This window comes from Bradyrhizobium sp. WSM4874, assembly GCF_055811835.1.
Map to the genome: position 1 here is coordinate 79600 of NZ_JBVVPR010000027.1, position 22276 is coordinate 101875.

At 64.8% G+C, this 22276-nt stretch carries 19 protein-coding genes; 8 read left to right on the top strand and 11 right to left on the bottom strand.

What is annotated here, in order from left to right:
* Positions 1 to 370 precede the first annotated feature (370 nt).
* Positions 371 to 2380, top strand: coding sequence for a putative bifunctional diguanylate cyclase/phosphodiesterase (locus tag AC0L3P_RS25445; RefSeq protein WP_473306053.1), 2010 nt, complete (start codon positions 371 to 373; stop codon positions 2378 to 2380).
* A gap of 2 nt (positions 2381 to 2382) precedes the next feature.
* Here the strand turns inward: AC0L3P_RS25445 and AC0L3P_RS25450 are convergent, their stop codons facing one another.
* Genes AC0L3P_RS25450 through AC0L3P_RS25485 form a run of 8 tightly spaced genes read right to left on the bottom strand, consistent with a single transcriptional unit; the run spans position 2383 to position 10746 of the window.
* Positions 2383 to 3102: an ABC transporter ATP-binding protein gene (locus AC0L3P_RS25450; protein WP_354065515.1), complete on the bottom strand. Its 720-nt coding sequence runs from the start codon at positions 3100 to 3102 to the stop codon at positions 2383 to 2385.
* Entirely contained in the window at positions 3095 to 3850 is a 756-nt protein-coding gene (locus tag AC0L3P_RS25455) for an ABC transporter ATP-binding protein (protein ID WP_354210586.1), read from the bottom strand. The genes AC0L3P_RS25450 and AC0L3P_RS25455 overlap by 8 nt, the downstream gene beginning before the upstream one ends.
* Positions 3847 to 4845, bottom strand: a complete 999-nt coding sequence (locus AC0L3P_RS25460) for a branched-chain amino acid ABC transporter permease (RefSeq protein WP_473306057.1) — start codon at positions 4843 to 4845, stop codon at positions 3847 to 3849. The genes AC0L3P_RS25455 and AC0L3P_RS25460 overlap by 4 nt, the downstream gene beginning before the upstream one ends.
* On the bottom strand, positions 4842 to 5717 hold the full coding sequence (locus AC0L3P_RS25465; protein WP_473306059.1) for a branched-chain amino acid ABC transporter permease: 876 nt from the start codon (positions 5715 to 5717) through the stop codon (positions 4842 to 4844). The genes AC0L3P_RS25460 and AC0L3P_RS25465 overlap by 4 nt, the downstream gene beginning before the upstream one ends.
* A 10-nt stretch (positions 5718 to 5727) precedes the next feature.
* Entirely contained in the window at positions 5728 to 6969 is a 1242-nt protein-coding gene (locus AC0L3P_RS25470) for an ABC transporter substrate-binding protein (RefSeq protein ID WP_473306061.1), read from the bottom strand.
* Between the two features lie 23 nt (positions 6970 to 6992).
* On the bottom strand, positions 6993 to 9368 hold the full coding sequence (locus tag AC0L3P_RS25475) for a xanthine dehydrogenase family protein molybdopterin-binding subunit (protein WP_473306065.1): 2376 nt from the start codon (positions 9366 to 9368) through the stop codon (positions 6993 to 6995).
* Entirely contained in the window at positions 9365 to 9889 is a 525-nt protein-coding gene (locus AC0L3P_RS25480; protein WP_473306067.1) for a (2Fe-2S)-binding protein, read from the bottom strand. Before AC0L3P_RS25480 ends, AC0L3P_RS25475 begins: the two co-directional genes overlap by 4 nt.
* Complete coding sequence (locus AC0L3P_RS25485; protein WP_473306070.1) at positions 9886 to 10746, bottom strand: FAD binding domain-containing protein; 861 nt, start codon at positions 10744 to 10746, stop codon at positions 9886 to 9888. The genes AC0L3P_RS25480 and AC0L3P_RS25485 overlap by 4 nt, the downstream gene beginning before the upstream one ends.
* A gap of 251 nt (positions 10747 to 10997) precedes the next feature.
* Between AC0L3P_RS25485 and AC0L3P_RS25490 the strand changes: the two genes are divergently transcribed.
* Complete coding sequence (locus AC0L3P_RS25490) at positions 10998 to 11618, top strand: TetR/AcrR family transcriptional regulator (RefSeq protein WP_027519406.1); 621 nt, start codon at positions 10998 to 11000, stop codon at positions 11616 to 11618.
* 6 nt (positions 11619 to 11624) lie between these two features.
* On the opposite strand, the gene hutU is transcribed toward AC0L3P_RS25490, so the two are convergent.
* Genes hutU through hutI form a run of 3 tightly spaced genes read right to left on the bottom strand, consistent with a single transcriptional unit; the run spans position 11625 to position 16079 of the window.
* Positions 11625 to 13295 (bottom strand): urocanate hydratase, encoded by a 1671-nt coding sequence (hutU, locus tag AC0L3P_RS25495; protein ID WP_473306072.1) that lies wholly within the window; start codon positions 13293 to 13295, stop codon positions 11625 to 11627.
* Between the two features lie 13 nt (positions 13296 to 13308).
* Entirely contained in the window at positions 13309 to 14868 is a 1560-nt protein-coding gene (gene hutH, locus AC0L3P_RS25500; protein WP_473306074.1) for a histidine ammonia-lyase, read from the bottom strand.
* The gene (hutI, locus tag AC0L3P_RS25505) at positions 14865 to 16079 is read right to left on the bottom strand and encodes an imidazolonepropionase (protein ID WP_473306076.1); all 1215 of its coding nucleotides are present in this window, start codon (positions 16077 to 16079) and stop codon (positions 14865 to 14867) included. The genes hutH and hutI overlap by 4 nt, the downstream gene beginning before the upstream one ends.
* A 99-nt stretch (positions 16080 to 16178) precedes the next feature.
* Here hutI and AC0L3P_RS25510 point away from each other — a divergent pair, with 99 nt between their 5' ends.
* The 6 genes from AC0L3P_RS25510 (at position 16179) to AC0L3P_RS25535 (ending at position 22167) form a co-directional block, all read left to right on the top strand.
* Positions 16179 to 17537 (top strand): formimidoylglutamate deiminase, encoded by a 1359-nt coding sequence (locus AC0L3P_RS25510; protein WP_473306078.1) that lies wholly within the window; start codon positions 16179 to 16181, stop codon positions 17535 to 17537.
* Positions 17534 to 18262: a histidine utilization repressor gene (gene hutC / locus AC0L3P_RS25515; protein WP_473306081.1), complete on the top strand. Its 729-nt coding sequence runs from the start codon at positions 17534 to 17536 to the stop codon at positions 18260 to 18262. The genes AC0L3P_RS25510 and hutC overlap by 4 nt, the downstream gene beginning before the upstream one ends.
* A gap of 106 nt (positions 18263 to 18368) precedes the next feature.
* Positions 18369 to 19313 carry an ABC transporter substrate-binding protein gene (locus AC0L3P_RS25520; RefSeq protein WP_473306083.1) on the top strand — a complete coding sequence of 315 codons (945 nt, stop codon included), beginning with the start codon at positions 18369 to 18371 and terminating at the stop codon, positions 19311 to 19313.
* A gap of 73 nt (positions 19314 to 19386) precedes the next feature.
* Positions 19387 to 20160: an ABC transporter permease gene (locus AC0L3P_RS25525; RefSeq protein WP_027519414.1), complete on the top strand. Its 774-nt coding sequence runs from the start codon at positions 19387 to 19389 to the stop codon at positions 20158 to 20160.
* The gene (locus AC0L3P_RS25530; protein WP_473306085.1) at positions 20157 to 20942 is read left to right on the top strand and encodes an ABC transporter ATP-binding protein; all 786 of its coding nucleotides are present in this window, start codon (positions 20157 to 20159) and stop codon (positions 20940 to 20942) included. Before AC0L3P_RS25525 ends, AC0L3P_RS25530 begins: the two co-directional genes overlap by 4 nt.
* The gene (locus tag AC0L3P_RS25535) at positions 20935 to 22167 is read left to right on the top strand and encodes a hydantoinase/carbamoylase family amidase (protein ID WP_473306087.1); all 1233 of its coding nucleotides are present in this window, start codon (positions 20935 to 20937) and stop codon (positions 22165 to 22167) included. Before AC0L3P_RS25530 ends, AC0L3P_RS25535 begins: the two co-directional genes overlap by 8 nt.
* The last annotated feature ends 109 nt before the right edge of the window (positions 22168 to 22276 follow it).

The following is a 22276-nucleotide window of genomic DNA, read 5'->3' on the forward strand; positions in this document are numbered from 1 at the left end:
TTATTCCGCGCACTGTCACGAAATTACGGGACACGTGGCGCTCGAGAAAACAGCGATCGTCTCGCGCTATCTTCACCTCTCCTTCTCCGGGGGAGAGGTGAAGCGGCCATGCCGGCTCGCACCGTTGTCGGTGCGACAATACGTTGCGCCGCGCATATGGTTAGCAGAGCGTAGCCGCTACTTATGCAGGCTCTTTCAGCCAATCACCGCGCTTCCGCCGCCGGATATCGTTAACGCGGTCTCACCGGTGCGCGGATCGAGAAGATCCGCGGCGCGTCGAACCTCTCGCGAGGACGCCAATCTAACGCCCCCTTTACCCCCGCCGTGCAAGATCGCCCGCGTTTTGAGGGAATTCAGGGCTGATATTGCAATGCCTGTCACCAATTTGAAGTCTCATCTAGCTGCCGTTGTAGAGCTGTTTCGCGTGCCGGCCGACAATCCGGAGCTGATGCGGGCGCAATTCGACGCGTTCTCAAAACAGATCCCACTGCTCTATTTCATCCTGATCACCAACACGATCGCGGTGGCTTATACCTATGTGCCGCTGGCACCGGCTTCGCTCAGTATGATCGTGCCGGCCGTGTTGATCGCGGTGACAGGCTTTCGCACATTCTGGTGGCTGCGCCAGCGCGGTGTCGTCCGCAACGATGCCGACATCCTGCGCAACCTGCGCCTCACCAACTGGATTGCAGCGCCGATCGCGGCGGGTTTTACTCTCTGGTCGTTTGCCCTGTATCCCTACGGCGATGCTTTCGCCAAGAGCCAGGTTGCCTTCTACATGGCGGTGACCGTGATCGGCTGCATCTTCTCGCTGATGCATTTGCGTTCGGCGGCACTGATCGTGACGCTGGTCGTCGACGTGCCCTACGTGCTGTTCTACTTCGCGACGGGCGAACCGACGCTGGAGGCGATGGCCGTCAACAATCTGCTGGTCACCGGTGCGATGGTCACGGTGCTGTTCATCTACTATCGCGACTTCGCCGACCTTGTCGCGAGCCGCAAATCGCTGCTGGCGCAGCAGGCGGCCACCCAAGCCCTCTCGGACGAGAACTTCCGCCTCGCCAATCTCGATTCCCTCACCGAGTTGCCGAACCGCCGCCGTTTCTTCGCCGAGCTGTCGAGCGCATTCACCGATGCCGAGCGCAGGAACGTTCGCGTCGCGGTCGGGATCATCGACCTCGATGGCTTCAAGCCGATCAACGACAATTATGGCCATTCGGTCGGCGACCGCGTTCTGATCGAAGCGGGCCGGCGCATCCGCGAGGTCTGCGAGGGCTTCGGCCCGCAGCGAGTGGAATTCGCCAGGCTCGGCGGCGACGAGTTCGGCCTCGTCGTGTGCGGCGACCCTGACGATGCGGATCTGATGCGGCTCGGCGAACGCATCGGTGACCGGGTCAAGCTGCCCTACCAGCTCGACACCGCCCATACCGGGCTGTCCTGCTCGATCGGCTTCGCGCTATTCCCGCAATCGGCAACGACGGCGGAAGCGCTCTATGAATGCGCCGACTATTCCCTCTATCATGCCAAGCGCCATCTGCGCGGCCGCACCGTGATCTTCTCGAGCGAGCTCGAGGCCGAGATCCGCAGCCGCGGCGTCATCGAGAATTTGCTGCGCACCGCCGATTTCAGCACCGAGATGGACCTGGTGTTCCAGCCGATCGTGGACGCCATGAGCGAGCACACCGCCGGCTTCGAGGTCCTGGCGCGCTGGCGCAGCTCCCGCCTTGGCCTGGTTTCGCCGGCCGACTTCATTCCGGCCGCCGAGCGCATCGGCCTGATCCGGCCGCTGACGCAGGCGCTGCTGGTGCGCGCGCTCGCGACGGCCAAGACCTGGCCCGACCATATCCGTCTGTCGTTCAACCTGTCCGCCCACGACGTCTGCTCGCCCGAGGGCATCCTGCCGCTGATCACCATCATCGAGAGGAGCGGGCTGCCGCCGCACCGGATCGATTTCGAGATCACCGAGACCGCCGTTACCTTCGATTTCGGACGCGCACAACAATCGATCGCGGCATTGAAGGCGATGGGCTGCGGCATTTCGCTGGACGATTTCGGCACCGGCTATTCCTCGCTGAGCCACGTGCATTGGCTGCCGCTCGACAAAATCAAGATCGATCGCAGCTTCATCGCCGACGTCAACGACAATGCAGTGAGCCACAAGATCATCAAGTCTCTCACGGGCCTCTGTGACGACATGGAGATCGCCTGCGTGGCCGAGGGCGTAGAGACCCGCGCTCAGCTCGATACCCTGCGCCGGCTGGGATGCGACTTCATCCAGGGTTACTACTTCGCAAAGCCCATGCACGGCGACGCGATCGACGAGTATCTCGCAAAGGAACGCCAGCGCCTCAGCGGCGCCGGAGCCAGGGTCGTGGCCTAAAGTCAGACCGCGCAGTAGCGCTCCTGGATGTCCTTGTCCGCCAGCAGCGCCGCGGCGCTGCTTTGATGCACGACTTCACCCTGATCGATGATCACGGCACGGTCGGCGAGCCGCAGCGCCCATTCGACGTTCTGCTCGACCAGGAGCAGCGTCTTGCCCTCGTCGCGCAGGCGACGGAACAGCACGCCCATCTCCTCGACCAGGACAGGCATGATGCCTTCCGATGGCTCGTCGAGCAGAAGCATCTTCGGCTTCGCGATCAAGGCGCGTGCAATCGCCAGCATCTGCTGCTCGCCGCCCGACAGCGTGACACCCTCCTGGTCGAGACGCTCCTTCAGGCGCGGAAAAGTCTCGGCGATCTCGTCGATCGCCACGCGTTCATCGATGTCGCTTCCTGCCGCGACGAGGCCGAGACGAAGGTTCTCGCGCACGGAGAGACCGGGGACGATGCGGCGCTCCTCGGGAACGTAAGCCAGGCCGAGATGGAAGCGCTGATGGGCGCGCAGCTGCAGAAGCTCCCGGCGCGCAAAGCGCACGCGACCTGTCGCCTTGGGCATCAGGCCCATCATCGACCGCAGCGTGGTGGTCTTCCCGGCTCCGTTGCGACCCACAAGGGCAACGACCTCGCCGGGCTGGACATGCAAGGAAATGCCGTGAAGGACGTGGCTCGCCCCATACCAGGCGTGGAGATCCCTGATTTCGAGCAGTGCGGTCTCAGCCATAACCTTCACTCTGTCCGAGATAGACCCGGCGTACCTCCGGATTGCTCCTGATCTCATCGGGTGCGCCGTCGGCAAGCAGGCGGCCATGATGCAGCACCACGACGCGCTTGGATAGGCCCAGCACCATCTTCATCTTATGCTCGACGAGAAGCACGGTGCGCTTCTCGGCGAGCCGTTCGAGGAGCGCGACCATGTCCTTTGTCTCTTCCGGCCCCATGCCGGCGGTCGGCTCGTCGAGCAGAAGCAACTCCGGCTCCGAGACCAACGCGATCGCGATCTCCAGCGCGCGTTGCTGGCCATGCGACAGGAACTTCGCCAATTCGGCGCGCCTGCCCAGCAGCCCGACTGCGTCGAGTGCAACATCGGCGCGAGCATGGAGTTCTGTTAGTCGAGCGCGGTTGCGCCAGATGTCGTAGCTCACGGTCAATGCCTGCGCCGCCACGCGGACGTTCTCGTGCACGGACAGGTCCGGGAAGATGTTTGTGATCTGGTACGAGCGCGAGATGCCCTGATGCACGAACCGATGCTGCGGCAGACCGTTCAGCTCGCGTCCTCTGAAATGCAGCTTGCCTGACGTCGGTGTCAGCGCGCCGGAGAGGATGTTGAAGAACGTGCTCTTACCGGCGCCGTTCGGCCCGATGATCGAGGTGAGCTGTCCGGCCGCAAAAGACACGGTGATGCCTTCGAGCGCGACGAAGCCGCCGAAGTGCTTGCCGATCCCCTCGGCACGAAGCAATTCGCCGCTCATGGCCGCGCCTTTCCGACACCCAATGTGTCGAGCAGCGTGCCCCAGATGCCCTTGGGGAGGAACAGCACGAACAGGACGAAGATCGCGCCGACGAAGAGCTGCCAGTGTGGAGTCCAGACCGAGATGACGTCCTCCAGGATCAGGAACGCCGCCGCGCCGACGAACGGCCCGAAGAAGCTGCGCGCGCCGCCGAGCAGCACCATCATCACGATCATCCCCGAGGTCTGGTAGTGCAGGATGTCGAGCGGTACGATCGACAGATGTAGCGCCAGCATGCAGCCACCGAGCGAGGAGATCGCGCCCGACAGCATGAACACGATCAGCTTGCTGCGCTCGACGTCATAGCCGCAGGCCCGCGCCCGCTGCTCGTTCTCGCGGATTGCCTCGATCACGGCCCCGAAGGGCGAGTTCAGGATGCGCGACTGGAACCACATCGCCAATGCGGCAAAGGCCATCAGCACATAATATTTGTTGACCGGGTCGAGGAAATTGACGGAGAGGCCGAACAGGCTGACGCGATCGACCGTAAAGCCACGCAGGCCGTTCTCGCCGCCGGTGAAGGACGACGCTTGAAGCGCGACGTAATAAACGAGCTGAGCCAGCGCAAGCGTCACCATGGAGAAGTAGATGCCGCGGGTGCGCGTCGAGATGATGCCGATCGCGGCGGCGAGGCCGGTGCTGAGGAGAACAGCCATCGGCACCGCTGCGAACCAGGGCACGCCGTAACGGCCGATCGCGATGCCCGTGAAGTAGGCGCCCGCACCGAAGAAGGCGGCCTGGCCGAACGACAATAGCCCGGTATAGCCGAACAGCAGGTTGTAGCCCATCACGACGACGCCGTAGATCAGGACATTGACGGCCAGCGCCTGGGACGGCAGCAGCCAGGGCAACACAGCCAGCACCGCGATGGAGAGCAACACGCGTTGGTCGAGAAGCCGGCCGAACCCGCTGGACGAGGGTTTGGCGACCGCTTCGCCGCCCGATGGTGACGTCACGCCGTCCTCCCTCTGACGCCGAACAGACCTTGCGGGCGGATCAGCAGCACCACAGCCATCAGCGCGAACATGACGATGGTCGCCATCTCCGGCGCGAACAGCGCGACCAGGCTGATGGAGATGCCGACCATGAGGCCTGCGATCACCGCCCCGACGATCGACCCGAGGCCGCCGATCACGGTCACCACGAAGGCTTCCGCCAGCACCAGCGATCCCATCTCCGGATTGACGCTGCGCATGGGACCCGCGAGCACGCCCCCGAGCGCGGCCAGCCCAACGCCGAGTCCGAAAATCGCGAGCCAGACCCGGCCGATGTCGACACCGAGCACCTGCATGATGGTGGGATCGCGGGCCCCTGCGCGCACGATCAAGCCGATTCGGGTCTTCTCCAGCGTCAGCCAGAGCACCAGGAGCACCACCGCCACCAGCGCAATGACGAACAGGCGGTAGCGCGGGAAGAATCCGATCCCGAGATCGAGCACACCGATCAGCTGCGGCGGGGTCGGAAACGGGATGCCGTCGCTGCCGAACACGATCCGCACGCCCTCCACCAGGATGTAGCTGAGGCCGAAAGTGAGCAGCAGCGGATCGTCGATCGAGCGCCCATAGAGTCTGCGGATCAGGACGAACTCGATCAGCATGCCGAGGCCGCCGATCAGGATGGGAGCGAGCAGCAATCCCCACCAGAAGCTTCCGGTGAGAGACGCCAGGTACAGCCCCGCATAGGCCCCGATCATGAACAGCGCGCCATGGGCGAAATTGACCACCCCGAGCATGCCGAACACGATCGTCAGTCCAAGCGCAGTGATCACCAGGACCGCCCCAAGGGCGATCCCGGAAAGAAGCTGCATGATGATCAGCGACAGGTCCATTGCCCAGGCTTCAGGTCGCGTGGCCCAGCTCGCTGCAACTGCGCAGCATGTCGTCGGAACCCGTGTCGTTGGCGAGAATGGCGAACAGATCGTTGTCGTTGGCCATGGCGGACTTCTTCTTGGACTCCAGCACCAGGACTGGCTGCACCGACTGGTGGTCGCATTTGCGGTAATGCTGCGGACCCTTGGTCAGGTCGTATTGCAGCTTCTCCAGGGCATCGACCACCTTGTCCGTATCAGTGCCACCCGCGGTTTGCATGGCCTGCAAAAGCGATCCGACGCCGGAATAGCCGTAGGCGCCGTAATCGGTCGGGATCGCGCCGCCATTGGCTGCCTTGAAGGCGCTGTTGAAAGCGGCGGCGGACTTGCTCTGCGTCTCCAGGCCCCAGTAATAGTTGGCGCCGCCGACCACGCCCTCGAACACGTCGGGACCGACCGCGAGCCGCTGGTTGTGCAGGATCACCGGCACGACGATCTTCATCTGCTGCTTGACGCCGAAGTCCACCGCTTGCTTGATCGCATTGGCCTGGTCGCGGCCGAAATTGGAGATGCAGAGCACGTCCGGCCGCATCGACATCAGGCGCGGCATGAAGGTGGAATAGTCGGCAGCGCCAAACGGATGCAGGATTTCGCCGACATTGTCCGCGCCGATCGCTGCCTGCGCGCGCTTGAAGCCGCGCAGCATCTCGTGGCCGTAGGCATAATCGGCGACGAGATGGGCAACCTTCATGCCCTTCTTCAGGGTCTGCCGTGCCACGGCGGCGGTGGTCATGTGCGGGTTCAGCGCCTCATGGAAGGTGAATTTACTGAAATCCTTGGCCTCGTTGATGGTGTCGGACTGGCTGATCGAAACGTAGATCACGCCGCGGGCGCGGGTGACCTCGTTGACCGCCAGCTGCACAGCGCTGGAGAGCGCGCCGACCACGGCGTGAACCTTGTCCTTCTCGATCAGCTCCAGCGTACGGGTCGCGGCTTCACCGGCATTGAGCTTGTCGTCGCGCACCAGCAGCTCGACCTTGCGGCCGCCGATACCGCCCTTGTCGTTGGCGAGCTTGACCGCAAGCTCGGCGCACTTGACCTGGTCGCGCGCTTCCGCGGCGAACGGGCCGGTCAGCGGGGTTGGAAAGCCGATGCGGATCGTTTCGTCCGCGGCGCGGCCGAGCCGCGGCATGGCGAGCAGTGCCGCGCTTGCGGAGAGACCGGCGAGCGCGGTGCGGCGGGATATTTTCAGGGTCGAACCGGACTTGGGCATGATTTCCTCCAACTATATTTTTTCTAGAATCGCTTCAGGGCTTTCAGGACTTTTGCGGGCGTGATCGGGATAGAATTGATCGTCGCATCGAACGGTGTGAGCGCATCGGTGACGGCATTCAGCACACAGGCCGACGCCGCGGCCGTCCCCGCCTCGCCGCACCCCTTGGCTCCGAGCTCGGTGTCGGCGGTCGGTGTCTCGATATGGGCGATGACGATGTCAGGCATCTCCATCGGCATCGGGACGAGGTAGTCGGCGAGCGAGCCGTTCACGAGCTGGCCGGTCTCGCTGTAGCGGCATTCCTCGAACAGCGCCGCGCCGAGTCCTTGCACGATGCCGCCGCGGAGCTGCTCGTCCACCAGCATCGGATTGATGACCCGGCCACAATCCTCCACGATGAAATGCTTCAACATCTTGATGAAGCCGGTCTCGACGTCGACCTCCAGCAAACAGCCCTGGATGCCGTTGGTGAAGGCGAAAGGATAGCCCTGTGGCGCGAAGTGCTGGCTCACGGTGAGCTGAGCCTGCGTGCCCGGCGGCAGCGTATCGGAACGGAAATACGCAATGCGCGCGATCTCGGAGACCGGCATCCGCTGATTTCGCGTGCCGGCATCGACGACCTCGCCATCGATGATGTCGAGTGCCGATGGCTGCTCCTGGAGGATGAGCGCGGCAATTTCCAGGATGTTGCGCCTGAGCGCGCGCGTAGCCTGGAGCGCGGTCTCGCCGCCGATGCCGGCGCCGCGGCAGGCCCAGGTCGCCCCGCCATGCGGCGTCACCTCGGTATCGCCGGTGATGACCTTGACGTGCTCCTGTGCGACGCCGAGCTGATCCGCGACGATCTGACTGATGATCGCCTCGGTGCCCTGCCCCTGCTCGGTGACCGAGATAAGGCATCGCACTTCGCCTGATGGCGTCAGGCTGATGATCGCGCCGTCCTGCGAGGAGATACGGGCTCCGCCAACGCCATAGAACGCGGGACTTGGATTGGTGATCTCGACAAAGCCCGCGATACCGATCCCGCGATAGACGCCGCCCTTGCGCAACTCTGCCTGCTCGGAGCGCAGCGCATCATAATCCATCATCTCGTGCAGCCGCTTCAGGCAGGCCTGATGCGACAGCGCCTCGAAGCGGTAGCCGGTCGGCGAGGTCTGCGGATAAGCATCATCGGCGATCAAATTCTGCGCTCGGATCGCGAAGGGGTCGAGACCGACCTTCGCCGCGGCCATGTCGACCAGCCGCTCCGTGACGGCGCAGGCGATGGGATGGCCGACCGCGCGATACTGGCTCGTCTGCACCTTGTTCTGGAAGATCACCTCGAGCGTCGCGCGGTAATTCTTGAAGCGATAGGGCGCGCCAATCAGGCGGATGACCTGGTTGCCCTCCACCACGCTTGTACGCGGATAGCTCGAAAACGCCCCGATCGCGGTAAGGTCGAGCACGTCCATCGCCAGGATCTCGCCCTTGCCATCAAGCGCCATCCGGGCGCGGACGCGGTGGTCGCGGGCGTGGATGTCGGAGACAAAGGATTCGATGCGGTCGGCAACGTATTTGACGGGACGGCCGAGCAGGATCGAAAGGCCGACCACGGCCATGTCCTCGTGATAGACATGCAGCTTCATCCCGAAGGAGCCGCCGATATCGGTCGCGATCACGCGAACGCGGGCCTCCGGGATGCCGTAGTGGCGCGAATAGAGGTCCTGGAATTGATACGGCGTCTGTGTCGCGTGGTGCACGGTGAGCGCACCTGCTGCGGGATCGTAGTCGGCGACGATGGCGCGGGGCTCCAGGGTCACGGCCGTATGGCGTCCGAAACAGAATTCCTCTTCCACCACATGGGCCGCATGTGCAAAGGCGTCGTCGACGCTGCCGTTGTCGAGCTGGCTACGGAAGCAGACGTTGTTGGCACTGCCCGGATTGATCAGCGGCCCGCCGGCCTCACGCGCGCTGTCGATATCGGCGACGATGGGAAGGTCCTTGTAGTCGATCTCGATCAGCTCTAGCGCATCCTCGGCGATCGCACGGCTCTCGGCAACGACTGCAACCACCGCCTGCCCGGCCCAGACCACGCGGTCGAGCGGCAGCGGCAATTGCGGTGCCGAGGTCATGCCCTTGAAATGGTCGAGCGTGCCGGTCCAGGGCGTGCAGATCTTTGCGAGATCGGCACCGGTCGCAACGAGATGCACGCCTTCGAGCGCGCTCGCCCGCCCGGCATCGATGGAGATGATCTTCGCATGCGCATGCGGGCTGCGCAGGAACGCGGCATACAGCATCCGCGGCAGCCTGAGATCGCTGACATAGCGCCCGCGCCCGGCGAGCAGCCGCTTGGCGTTCGGGCGCGGCACGGAGCGGCCGATATAGGAATTCGGGCGATCGAGCGAGGTCAGCGGCGCGCTCATGTCGGGCCTCCGCTTTCGATTCGCGCTTTTGCCACGGCGTCGATCGCATCGACGATCGCTTCATAGCCGGTGCAGCGGCAGTAATTGCCCGACAGCGCATCGCGAATGTCCTCACGGCTGGGCCGCGTCACCTGCGAGAGGAGTTCGTGGGCGTTGACCAGCATGCCCGGGGTGCAAAAGCCGCATTGCAGAGCGTTGCGGCGGTGGAATTCGGCCTGGAGGTCGGCGATTACGCCGCTCTCGGTGAGCCCTTCGATCGTATCGATCCTGGCGCCGTCAGCCTGCACCGTGAACATCAGGCAGGCGTGCACGGCCCGGCCGTCGAGCTGCACAAGACACGCGCCGCAGGCGCCCATCTCGCAGCCGGCATGCGTGCCTGTCAGCTCGAGCACGTTGCGCAGGCAATCGACCAGCGTCTCGCGCGGCGCGACCTCGCAGGCGACCTTGCGGCCGTTGACGGTGAAGCGAACGCGCACGGTCTCGTCCGCATCATCCAGAAGGGATTCGTCGAAGCCGCTCATGCGCCCGCTCCGAGACGTCCGAGCATGCGTCCGAGCAGTACGCGGGCGAGATGGAGCCGCATCGCCGGCGGCACCTCGTCGCCATCAGGTGGTGCGAGATCACCTTCGAGCGCGGCCTGCGCTGCGGCGATGCGTTCAGCGCCAAGGCTCGAGCCGATGAGCGTAGCCTCCGTTCCTTTCACCCGCGTCGGCGTGTTGCCGACGGAAAAGAACGAGATCCATATGTCGTCGATACGGTCGCCGGTGCAGGTCGCGAGCATACCGCAACCGACCAGCGCATAGTCCCCGCGTCGCCGGGCCAATTCGTCAAATGCAAAGCGCTGATCGGCCTTGAACAGCGGGACGAAGACCGCCGTGATCAGCTCACCGGGCTGCAAAGCCGTCTCGAACAGGTCGACGAAGAAGTCGTCGGCCTTGACGCGCCGGCTGCCGGAAGGGCCGACAATCTCGATCTCGGCACCGAGCGCCAGCGTCATCGCCGGAAACTCGGAAGCCGGATCGGCGTGCGCGACACTGCCGCCGAACGTGCCGCGGTTGCGGATCGCGGGATGGGCGACGAAGGGCGCAGCCGCATGCAGCAGCGGCGCGAATTCGGCGATCAGCGGCTCGCTCAGCATCTCGCAATGGCGCGTCAGCGCGCCGATGCGCAAGAATGCGCCTTCACGCCTGACGCCGCGCAGCTCGGCAATGTGGGTGATATCGATCAGCAGCCGTGGCGCCTGCAGCCGTAGCGACAACGCCGGCACGAGGCTCTGGCCGCCGGCAATGAAACGCGCATCGTCGCCGGCGCGCGCGTGAGCGTCCAACGCCTGGTCGATCGTCGCAGCGCGAAAATAGCTGAAAGCCCTCGCCTTCACCGCCGTTTCCTCGAATCCCTCGGCTCATCGGCCGGGACGCCAGATTTGTAACCATCTGGTCTCAAAATCCTGACACGCCGCCGGAAGCCGGTCAACAGGAAATGACCATTTGGTTACAAATGCGCGTTGGGCTATGAAGACAACTGGACGTGCGATTCAGCGACGAAATGGCCCGAAAAGCGCAGAAGACGAAGCGACCGGCCCGGAAGCGGGCCGAGACAGGCAGCAAGTCCGCGCCAAAGCGCCGCAACATGCGTGCGGCCGACCGCGAGCGCGCAATCCTGGACGAGGCAATCCGCTTCTTCGCCGAGCGCGGCTTCGAGGGGCAGACGCGCGAGCTCGCCAAGCGCCTGGGCATCACGCACTCCGCGATCTATCGCCACTTCCCGAGCAAGGAAGCGCTGATCGAGCGTGTCTACCAGGAGGTTTATCTCAGCCGCTGGTCGCCCGATTGGGGTCCGATGATCCGCGACCGCTCGCTATCGCTGGAGGCCCGGCTGACGCGCTTCTATCTCGACTATGTCGAACGCGTGTTCGAGTACAATTGGGTGCGGATCTTCGTCTTCTCCGGCATGAAGTCGTTCGGCATCACCGGCCGCTACCTCGACATCATCAGGCGCGAGATCATCGAGCCGGCGGCCGGCGAGCTGCGCCACGACCTGAAACTGCCCGAAGCAAAGACACATCCGCTCGGCGAGCGCGAGACCGAGCTGTTCTGGGGCCTCCACGGCCGCATTTTCTATCTCGCGATCCGCAAATTCATCTACGCGACGCCGATCCCGGCCGATCTCGACGCGATCGTCCGCGATGCAGTTCAGACCTTCATGGACGGCGCGAAGACGACCATGCCGAGGCTCCTGGCGCGCGACTGAGCCTGGCTACTTCGTCAGGCTCGGCAGATCGAGCCCTTTGTCGCGGGCGCATTCGATCGCTGTGTCGTAACCCGCGTCGGCGTGACGCATGACGCCGCTGGCGGGATCGTTCCAGAGCACGCGCGCGATCCGCTTTGCCGCTTCCGGCGTACCGTCGGCGACGATCACCATGCCGGCATGCTGGGAATAGCCGATGCCGACCCCGCCGCCGTGATGCAGCGATACCCAGGTCGCGCCGCTGGCGCAATTGAGCAGCGCGTTGAGCAAGGGCCAGTCGGATACGGCGTCCGACCCGTCCTTCATCGCTTCGGTTTCGCGGTTGGGGCTCGCCACCGAGCCGCTGTCGAGATGATCGCGGCCGATCACGATGGGTGCCTTCAATTCGCCGCGCGCCACCATCTCGTTGAAGGCAAGGCCCAGGCGATCGCGATCGCCAAGCCCGACCCAGCAAATCCGCGCCGGCAGACCCTGGAACTTGATGCGCTCCCTGGCCATATCGAGCCAGTTGTGCAGATGCTTGTCGTCAGGCATCAGCTCCTTGACCTTGGCGTCGGTCTTGAAGATGTCCTCGGGATCGCCCGACAGCGCGGCCCAGCGGAACGGCCCGACGCCACGGCAGAACAAGGGACGGATATAGGCGGGGACGAAGCCGGGAAAATCGAAGGCATTCTTCAGGCCCATGTCCTGCGCCATCTGGCGGATGTTGTTGCCGTAGTCGAGTGTCGGGATGCCTTGCCCATGGAAATCCAGCATGGCCTGGACGTGCTCAACCATAGAAGTTTTCGAGGCGCGCTCCACGGATTTTGGATCGGCGGCGCGCTTGGCTTCCCACTCCGCGAGTGTCCAGCCCTTCGGCAAATAGCCGTTGATCGGATCGTGCGCGCTGGTCTGGTCGGTGACGATATCCGGCCTGACACCACGGCGGACCAGCTCGGGAAAAATCTCCGCGGCATTGCCGAGTAGGCCGACCGAGACCGCCTTCTTCGTCTTCGCCGCCTCCGCCATGATCGCAAGCGCCTCGTCGAGCGTCGCGGCCTGGCGATCGAGATAACCGGTGCGCAGCCGCATCTCGATGCGGCTCGGCTGGCATTCGACCGCCAGCATCGAGGCCCCCGCCATGGTCGCAGCCAGCGGCTGCGCGCCGCCCATGCCGCCGAGACCGGCGGTCAGAATCCATTTGCCGGCGAGGCTGCCGCCATAGTGGCGGCGGCCAACTTCAACGAAGGTTTCGTAGGTGCCCTGCACGATGCCCTGGCTGCCGATATAGATCCAGGAGCCGGCCGTCATCTGGCCGTACATCATCAGGCCCTTGCGATCGAGCTCGTTGAAGTGATCGAGCGTCGCCCAGTGCGGCACGATGTTGGAGTTCGCGATCAGGACGCGCGGCGCGTCGGAATGGGTGCGGAACACGCCGACCGGCTTGCCGGATTGGATCAACAGCGTCTCGTCGGCTTCGATCTTGCGCAAGGCCGCAATGATCCGGTCAAAGCTCTCCCAGTCACGCGCGGCGCGGCCGATGCCGCCATAGACGACGAGCTCGCTCGGACGTTCTGCAACGTCGGGATCGAGATTGTTCATGAGCATGCGTAAGGGAGCTTCCGTCAACCAGCTCTTGGCGCTGATTTCGCTGCCGCGGGGCGCGCGGATGGTGCGGTCATTGTCCAGTCGGCGGTTCATGCGGAACACCTCGTCAGGCAAGCGTCGGAAACGGGTCAGTTGAAAGTACGGCGAGCGCCGCAGCCGGCAGCGCGTCGGCCTCGACCAGCGCTGCAGCCTTGGCGAGATCGCCGGCCATGTAGCGGTCGTCGCCGAGCGCCGGCACCTGCTCGCGCAGTGCGGCGATGACGGCAGCGAGCGGCGCGCTGGTTGCATGCGGCGCGCGCAGCGTGATGCCCTGGGCGGCGACCAGCAGCTCGATGCCCAGGATGGTGGCGAGATTGTCGGCCATGTCCGACAGCCGCCGCGCGGCATGCGCGGCCATGGAGACATGGTCTTCCTGGTTGGCACTGGTCGGCGTCGAGTCGATCGAGCAGGCAGAAGCGCGCTGCTTGTTCTCGGCATAGAGCGCGGCCGCCGTCACCTCGGCGATCATGAAGCCGGAATTGATACCGGGATCGGGGGTGAGGAACGGCGGCAGGCCGAAATTGAGCGCGGGATCGACCAGCGTCGCGATGCGCCGCTCGCTGATCGCACCGATCTCCGACAGCGCCAGCGCGATGGTATCCGCGGCAAAGGCCACCGGTTCGGCATGGAAATTTCCGCCGGAGACGATCTCACCGGTCTCGACCAGCACGAGCGGATTGTCGGTGACGGCATTGGCCTCGACGACCAGCGTCCGCGCCGCCTGCACGATCAGGTCGAGCGCCGCGCCCGCGACTTGGGGCTGGCAGCGCAGGCAATAGGGATCCTGCACGCGCTCGTCGCCTTCGAGATGCGACAGGCGGATGTCGCTGCCGTCGAGCAGCGCCATCAGGGTTGCCGCCGCCGCGATCTGTCCGGAATGACCGCGCAGCGCCTGGATCTCGGGGCGGAACGGCGCCGTCGAGGCCATTGCCGCATCGACCGACAGCGCGCCGGTGACGAGCGCGGCGCGGGCCAAGCTAAATGCGCGCAGCACGCTGGAGACGGCGTAGGCGGTGGAGAATTGCGTGCCGTTGATCAGCGCGAGCCCTTCCTTGGGCCCCAATGTCAGCGGCACGACGCCGGCGGCTGCGAGCGCCTCGCTGCCCGATACGATCTTGCCGTCGACGAACGCCTGTCCTTCGCCGATCATGACCGCAGTCATATGTGCGAGCGGCGCGAGATCGCCGGAAGCACCGACCGAACCTTGCTGCGGCACCAGCGGTGAGACGCGCCGCGCCAGCATGGCTTGCAACTGTTCAATCACCTCGCGGCGCACGCCGGAGGCGCCGCGCCCGAGCGAGATGATCTTCAGCGCCATCATCAGGCGGACGATCGGCTCGGGGGTTGCCGCACCGACGCCGCAGCAATGCGAGACGATGAGATTGCGCTGGAGCAGCGCGGTCTGATCGGCCGGAATGCGCTTCGAGGCCAGTTTTCCAAAGCCGGTATTGATGCCGTAGACGGGGACGTCGGCTCGCGCGGCCCTTGCAACGATCTCCGCGGCCGCGTCGACGCGCGGCCAGAACGCGGGATCGAGAACGACAGATGCGCCTTCGAGCACGCGCGCGAGATCATCGAGGCTGACCGTTCCCGGTTTGACGACGATCGCCGCGCCCGGCTCCGTCATTGTCCCCTCCAAACCCGGCGATGCAGCGGATTGAAGCCGATGCGGTAGACCAGCTCGGCGGGGCGCTCGATGTCCCATATCGCAAGGTCGCACCATTTGCCGGCCTCTAACGTGCCGGTATCATCGAGCACGCCGAGCGCACGCGCACCTTCGCGGGTGACACCGGCAAGGCACTCGGCCACATTCATTCGGAACAGCGTCGCACCCATGTTCATGGCGAGCAGGAGCGAAGTCAGCGGCGAGCTTCCGGGATTGCAATCAGTCGCGAGCGCCATGGCAACGCCGTGCTTGCGGAACGCCTCGACCGGAGGTTTTTGCGTCTCGCGGATGAAGTAGAAGGCGCCGGGCAGCAGCACGGCCACCGTTCCGGCCTTTGCCATCGCGGCGGCACCGGCTTCGTCGGTGTGCTCGAGGTGATCGGCCGATAGCGCCGAGAATTGTGCGGCGAGTGCGGCACCGCCGAGGTTCGAGAGCTGGTCGGCATGCAGCTTGACCGGCAGTCCAAGCCGCCTCGCCGTCTCGAACACCCGCGCCGTCTGCTCCCCGGAGAATGCGATACCTTCCATGAAGGCATCGACGGCATCGGCCAGGCCGGCCTGCGCGACCGACGGCAACATCTCCTTGCAGACGAGATCGATGTAGCGATCCTTGTCGCCCTCCGCCTCGATCGGCAACGCGTGCGCGCCGAGGAAGGATGTACGGATCGCGACCGAGCGCTGACGGCCCAAGCTTCGCGCAGCGGCTAGCTGCCGCATCTCGGTCGCGGTGTCCAAGCCGTAGCCGGACTTGATCTCGACCGTGGTGGCGCCCTCGGCAATCAGCGCATCGAGCCGCGGCAGCGCGTGGGCTACGAGTTCGGCCTCGCTTGCCTTGCGCGTCGCAGCCACCGTCGAGACGATGCCGCCGCCGGCACGCGCGATCTCCTCGTAGCTCGCGCCCTTGAGGCGCAGCTCGAATTCATGGGCGCGGTTGCCGCCATAGACCAGATGGGTGTGGCAGTCGACGAGACCGGGCGTAATCCAGCGCCCTCCGCAATCGATCCGGTCGGCCGCATCGGCACTCACCGGAAAATCGGTCTGCGAACCCGCATAGACGATACGGCCGCCGCGCGAGGCGATGACGCCGTGCTCGATCTCACCGGGATCGGGACGGTCGGCCCGCATCGTGGCGAGCCGAGCGTTATGCCAGATCCGGTCGAAGCGCTCTGCCATGCAACTGTCCCTTCGCGGATGCCCCTGCGCCCCGGGATGCTTGACTTATATGTCTAGACATATAATCGTGTCGCGGTTCTGTCCAGCCGGCATGGAAACATGACACGACTGCATTTCGCCTCCGCGCTCCTGCCCTCGGGCTGGGCCAATGACGTGCAGGTGGTGATCACCGGCGGCGCGATCGCCGAGGTGACGCCGGGCGTGGCGCCGACCTCCGGCGACGAACGCCACGGCCTTGCGCTTCCGGGACTTGCGAGCCTGCACAGCCACGCCTTCCAGCGCGGCATGGCGGGTCTCGCAGAACTGCGCGGCGATAGCACCGACACCTTCTGGACCTGGCGCGAGACGATGTACCGCTTCGCGCTGGCGATGACGCCTGACGACGTCGCAGCGGTCGCGACACTGCTTTATGTCGAGATGCTGGAGCAGGGTTTTACCCGCGTCGGCGAATTCCATTATCTACATCATGATCGCGACGGCTCGCCCTATGCCGACGTCGGCGAAATGGCCGCACGGATCGCACAGGCCGCCGAAGCTTCGGGTATTGCGCTGACGTTGCTGCCGAGTTTCTATGCGCATGGCTCATTTGGGGGCGCAGCACCGCATGCCGGCCAGCGCCGCTTCATCTGTACGGTTGATCAATTTTCCGCGCTGATGGCTGGCTCGCGCAAGGCGATTGAGCAATTGCCGGGCGCGAATATCGGCATCGCGCCGCACAGCTTGCGCGCTGTGATGCCGGCCGAGCTTGCGGTGATCATTCCGCTTGCTGAGGGCGGACCGGTGCACATTCATGCCGCCGAGCAGGTGAAGGAAGTCGAGGATTGCCTGGCGTGGTCCGGGCGACGTCCGGTGCAATGGTTGCTGGAGCACGCACCCGTCGATCAACGCTGGTGCCTCATTCACGCCACCCACACCACGGACGAGGAAGTCCGCGCCTTCGCCAGGACCGGCGCGGTCGCCGGCCTCTGCCCTATCACCGAGGCAAGCCTTGGCGACGGCATTTTCCCGGCTCGCGAATTCGTCGGTGCCGGCGGTGCCTTTGGGATTGGCACGGATTCCAATGTGCTCGTCGGCGTCGCCGACGAGCTGCGCCAGCTCGAATATGGCCAACGGCTCAAGCACCGCGAGCGCAACGTGCTCTCTGCCGGCGCAGGCCGCTCGACGGGACGCGCCCTGTTCGATCATGCATTTGCAGGCGGCGCGCGGGCACTGGCACAGATGTCAGTCGGTCTCACGCCAGGTGCGCGCGCCGACATCGTCTCGCTCGACATCACGCATCCCTCGCTGGCGGGGCGCGTGCGCGACGCCGCCATCGACGGCTGGATCTTTGCTGCGGCCAGCGGTGCGGTCGATTGCGTCTGGGCCGGCGGCGACAAGGTCGTCGAAGGCGGCCGGCACAGACTGCGCCAGGCCGCGCGCGAACACTTCAACGCATCGGTGCGGAGGCTTGTTGCATGAGTCTCGCCACTGATACGACCGACCAGCCCACGCTCTACAAACGGATTCGCGCCGATATCGAGAACCGCATTCTGACCGGCGAGTGGCCGCCCGGGCATCGCATCCCCTTCGAGCACGAACTGGTCGCGCGTTACGGCTGCTCGCGCATGACCGTGAACAAGGCGCTGTCGGAGCTCGCGCAAGCCGACCTGATCGAGCGGCGGCGACGTGCCGGCTCCTTCGTCCGCCGGCCACAACATCAGTCCGCCGTGCTCAAGATCGCCGACATGCGCGCCGAGATCACTGCGCTCGGGCGTGCTTACGGCTACGAGCTGATCGGTCGCAAGCTCCGCGCCGCGACCGCTGCCGACCGCGACCGGCTCGGCGTCAAGAAGGCCGGCAAGGTGGTCGCGATCACCTGCCGCCACAGCGCCGACAACGTGCCCTTCGCCGTCGAGGACAGGTTGATCGATCTCGCGTCGGTGCCGGATGCGGCGACCGCAGATTTTTCGCGTGAGCCGCCCGGCTCGTGGCTGCTTCACCATGTTCCATGGACAGAGGCCGAGCATACGATCAGCGCTATCGTTGCGGACGATCGCACGGCAGAAGCGCTCGACATTGCCGTCGGCGCACCCTGCCTCGTGATCGACCGCTATACTTGGCGCAGCGCGCGCACGATCACCGCGGTGCGGCTGCTCTATCCCGGTGACTCTCACCGCCTTGTCGCCCGATTCAAGGGAGGCTGAGAGGACGATGTCGGCACAAATCGTGCAACGCTTCGAGCAACGGTCCACGAGGACCGACCAACATCAACAGGACGTCAATCCATCGATCGGCAAGAGGACGACAATCATGCGTAGTTCGAAAGTATTTGCGACAATCATTGCCCTCACAGCTTCCACCCCCGTGCTCGCCGACGACGTCAAGGTCGGCGTCGGCATCTCCGGATGGACCGGGTTCGCGCCGCTGACGCTGGCGAAGGAAGCCGGCATTTTCAAGAAGAACGGTCTCGACGTCACCATCAAGAAGATTCCGCAGAAGGACCGCCATCTCGCGATCGCCTCCGGTGACGTCCAATGCGCGGCAACGACCGTGGAGACCTGGATCTCCTGGAACGCCAACGGCGTCGCGACCAAGCAGATCTTCCAGCTCGACAAGAGCTACGGCGCTGACGGCATGGCCGTGCGCAACGAGCTCGCCGCGATCAAGGATCTGAAGGGCAAGACGGTTGCGGCGTCCGCGCCCGGCACCTCGCCCTATTTCGCGCTGGCCTGGATGCTCAAGAAGAACGGCTTGTCGGTTAAGGACGTCACCGTCGTGAACCTCGAGCCGGCTGCGGCCGCGCAGGCCTTCGTCTCCGGCCAGAACGATGCCGCCATGACCTATGAGCCGTACCTGTCGACGGTTCGTGCCGCACCCGACAAGGGCAAGATCATCGCGACCACACTCGACTATCCGATGGTCATGGACACGTTCGGCTGCACGCCGAAATTCCTCACCGAGAACCCGAAGGCCGCCAAGGCGCTCGCGGACAGCTATTTCGAGGCCCTCGAAATGATCTCCAAGGACCAGGCCAAGGCCTACGAGATCATGGGCGCCGACGTGAAGCAGACCGGCGAGGCCTTCGGCAACTCGGCAAAGTATCTGCGCTGGCAGGACAAGGCCGCGAACCAGAAATTCTTCGCCGGCGATTTCCTGACCTTCAACAAGGAGGCCGCCGACCTCCTGCTCGAGATCGGCGTCATCAAGGCCGCGCCGAAGGTCGAGGATCTCTTCGACGCGAGCTATATCAAGTAAGTCTCCTAGGAGCCGCCGGCCCCGTCTCGCGGCGGGGCCGGCAAACTTGTTCACCGCCCGGATAGACAGTTTGATGCGTCCCCTCGATCCCGTGACGTCAAGGCAGCGCGTGGCTTACGGCCTTGCGTTCTTCGTGGTGTTCGTTGCCCTCTGGTCCTGGGCGACCTTCGGCGGCCACGTGTCGAAGGTGTTCCTCGCCAACCCGCTGACCATGGTGCAGGAAGGCGTCGATCTGATTGTCAAACAGGGCTTCCTGTTCGACATCGGCATGACAATCTGGCGCGTCGTCGGCGGCTTCGTGCTGGCCGCCATCATCGCGGTGCCGTTCGGCGTGCTGATGGGGGCGTACAAGCCCGTCGAGGCGTTCCTCGAACCGTTCGTCTCCTTTGCGCGCTATTTGCCGGCCTCCGCCTTCATTCCTCTCCTGATCCTTTGGGCCGGCATCGGCGAGTTGCAGAAGCTGCTTGTCATCTTCATCGGCTCGGTGTTCCAGATCATCCTGATGATCGCGGTCACCGTCGGCACAACGCGCCGAGACCTGGTCGAGGCGGCCTATACGCTGGGGGCCAGCGACCGCGGCATCATCCGTCGCGTGCTGTTGCCCTCCTCCGCGCCGGAGATCGCCGAGATCCTGCGGCTGGTGCTGGGCTGGGCCTGGACCTATGTCATCGTCGCCGAACTGATCGGCTCCTCCTCCGGTATCGGCCATATGATCACCGACAGCCAGGCGCTGCTCAACACCGGCCAGATCATCTTCGGCATCATCGTGATCGGGCTGATCGGCCTCGTCTCGGACTTCCTGTTCAAGGCGTTCAACGCGTGGCTGTTTCCGTGGAGGCTCGCATGACGATCCTCAAGATCGAACAGGTCTCGCGGACCTTCCCCGCGCGCCACGGCAATGCCCCGACCAGGGCGCTGGAGCCGACCGATCTGGTGATCGGCGACAACGACTTCGTCACCATCCTCGGCCCTTCCGGCTGCGGCAAGTCCACGCTGCTTCGCATCGTCGCCGGCCTCGATCGCCCGACCGGCGGACGCGTGGTGCTCGACGGACGCGAGGTCACCGGTCCGGGCGCCGACCGCGGCATGGTGTTCCAGTCCTACACGCTGTTTCCCTGGCTGACGGTGCGCGAGAACATCGCCTTCGGCCTGCGCGAGCGTGGGGTGTCCGAGTCGGAGCGAAACAAGATCGCCGACGCCTTCATCCGCCAGGTCGGTCTGTCCGGCTTCGAGAACCATTGGCCAAAGCAGCTCTCCGGCGGCATGCAGCAGCGCACCGCGATCGCGCGCGCGCTCGCCAATGACCCCAAGATCCTGCTGCTCGACGAGCCCTTCGGCGCGCTCGACAACCAGACCCGCGCCCTGATGCAGGAAATGCTGCTCGGGATCTGGGAGCGCGACCAGAAGACCGTGCTCTTCGTGACCCACGACATCGAGGAAGCGATCTTCCTCGGCAGCCGCGTCATCGTCATGAGCGCGCGCCCCGGCCGCATCAAGGCCGAGATCAACGTGGACCTGCCGCATCCGCGCTCCTACAAGATCAAGACCACGCCCGAATTCGTCCAGTTGAAGGAACGGCTGGTCGAGGAGATCCGCACCGAGGCGTTGAAGGTTGCCGAGCATGCCTGACACTTTTTCACGCGCAAACGGGATACGCGTTCTCGCCGATCTCAATGCGCTCCGCGCCATCGGCGCCTACAAGACCGGCGTGCACAAGCCGACCTTCTCCGAGCCGCACAGGCTTTCGCTGGATTGGCTGGTGCGGAAGCTGCCCGACGCGGGCCTCACCGCGGCGATCGACGGCATCGGCAATGTCTTCGGCACCAGCGCAAAGCCGGGACCCAAGCTGCTGGCGGGATCGCATCTCGAAAGCCAGAACTACGCCGGCTGGCTCGACGGGCCGCTCGGCGTCGTCTACGCGCTCGAAGCGGCCCGCGTCCTCAATGCCGATCCCTCGCTCGACGGCGCGGTCGAACTTGCCGCCTGGTGCGACGAGGAAGGACATTTTGGGCACTTCCTCGGTTCGCGCTCCTATGTCGGACAAGTGACCGAGGCCGACATTGATGCCGCACGCGACCGCACCAGCGGCCGCAGCATGCGGGAGGCACTCGCCGACATGGGGCTGGCAGGACGACAGCGCATTACCGCCGAGCCGGGCCGGCATGTCGGCTATCTGGAAGCGCATATCGAGCAGGGCGACACGCTCGAAAGCGGTCGCCTTGCGATCGGCGTCGTCACCTCCATCGTGGGCATCTGGCAATACCAGATCAATTTCGTCGGTGAGCAGAATCACGCCGGCACCACCCGCATGGCTGCACGGAAGGATGCCGGGCTGGCGCTGGCAAAATTCTGCGTCGCGATCGACGAGCGTTTCCCTGATACAAGCGGCCCGCGCACGGTCTGGACCACCGGCCGCATCACGCTCGATCCTGGCGCGCCCAGCATCATTCCGGGGGGAGCCGAAATGCTGTTCCAGATCCGCGACGACGATCCATCGGTTATCGCGCGGCTGGAGGAGTTGCTGCGGAGCATGGTGTACGAGGCCAGCGCGAAAGGCCCCTGCACCATCACCGTGGAAAAGATTCGCACTGGCGCTCCGGCCATGATGAACGCGGGCATCCAGGACGCGATCGAAGCCGCGAGCAAGGCCCTTGCCGGCGGACGGTCCGTCCGCATGCCCAGCGGCGCCGGCCACGACGCGCAGATGCTGGCGACGATCATGCCCGCGGGTATGCTGTTCGTACCGTCGATCGGCGGCATCAGCCATCACTGGACCGAGAACACCGCCGACGTCGACATCGTCACGGGCGCGCAAGTGTTCGTCGAAGCTTGTCGGCGGATACTCGGCGGCTAGAACGGCGTGCCGCCCCCACTCTCTCCCCATCGTCATTGCGAGCGCAGCGACGCCAAACAAAAAAAACCCCCCCCCCGCGCGCAAGGAAAGTTGTAGGGGACAAGGAGAG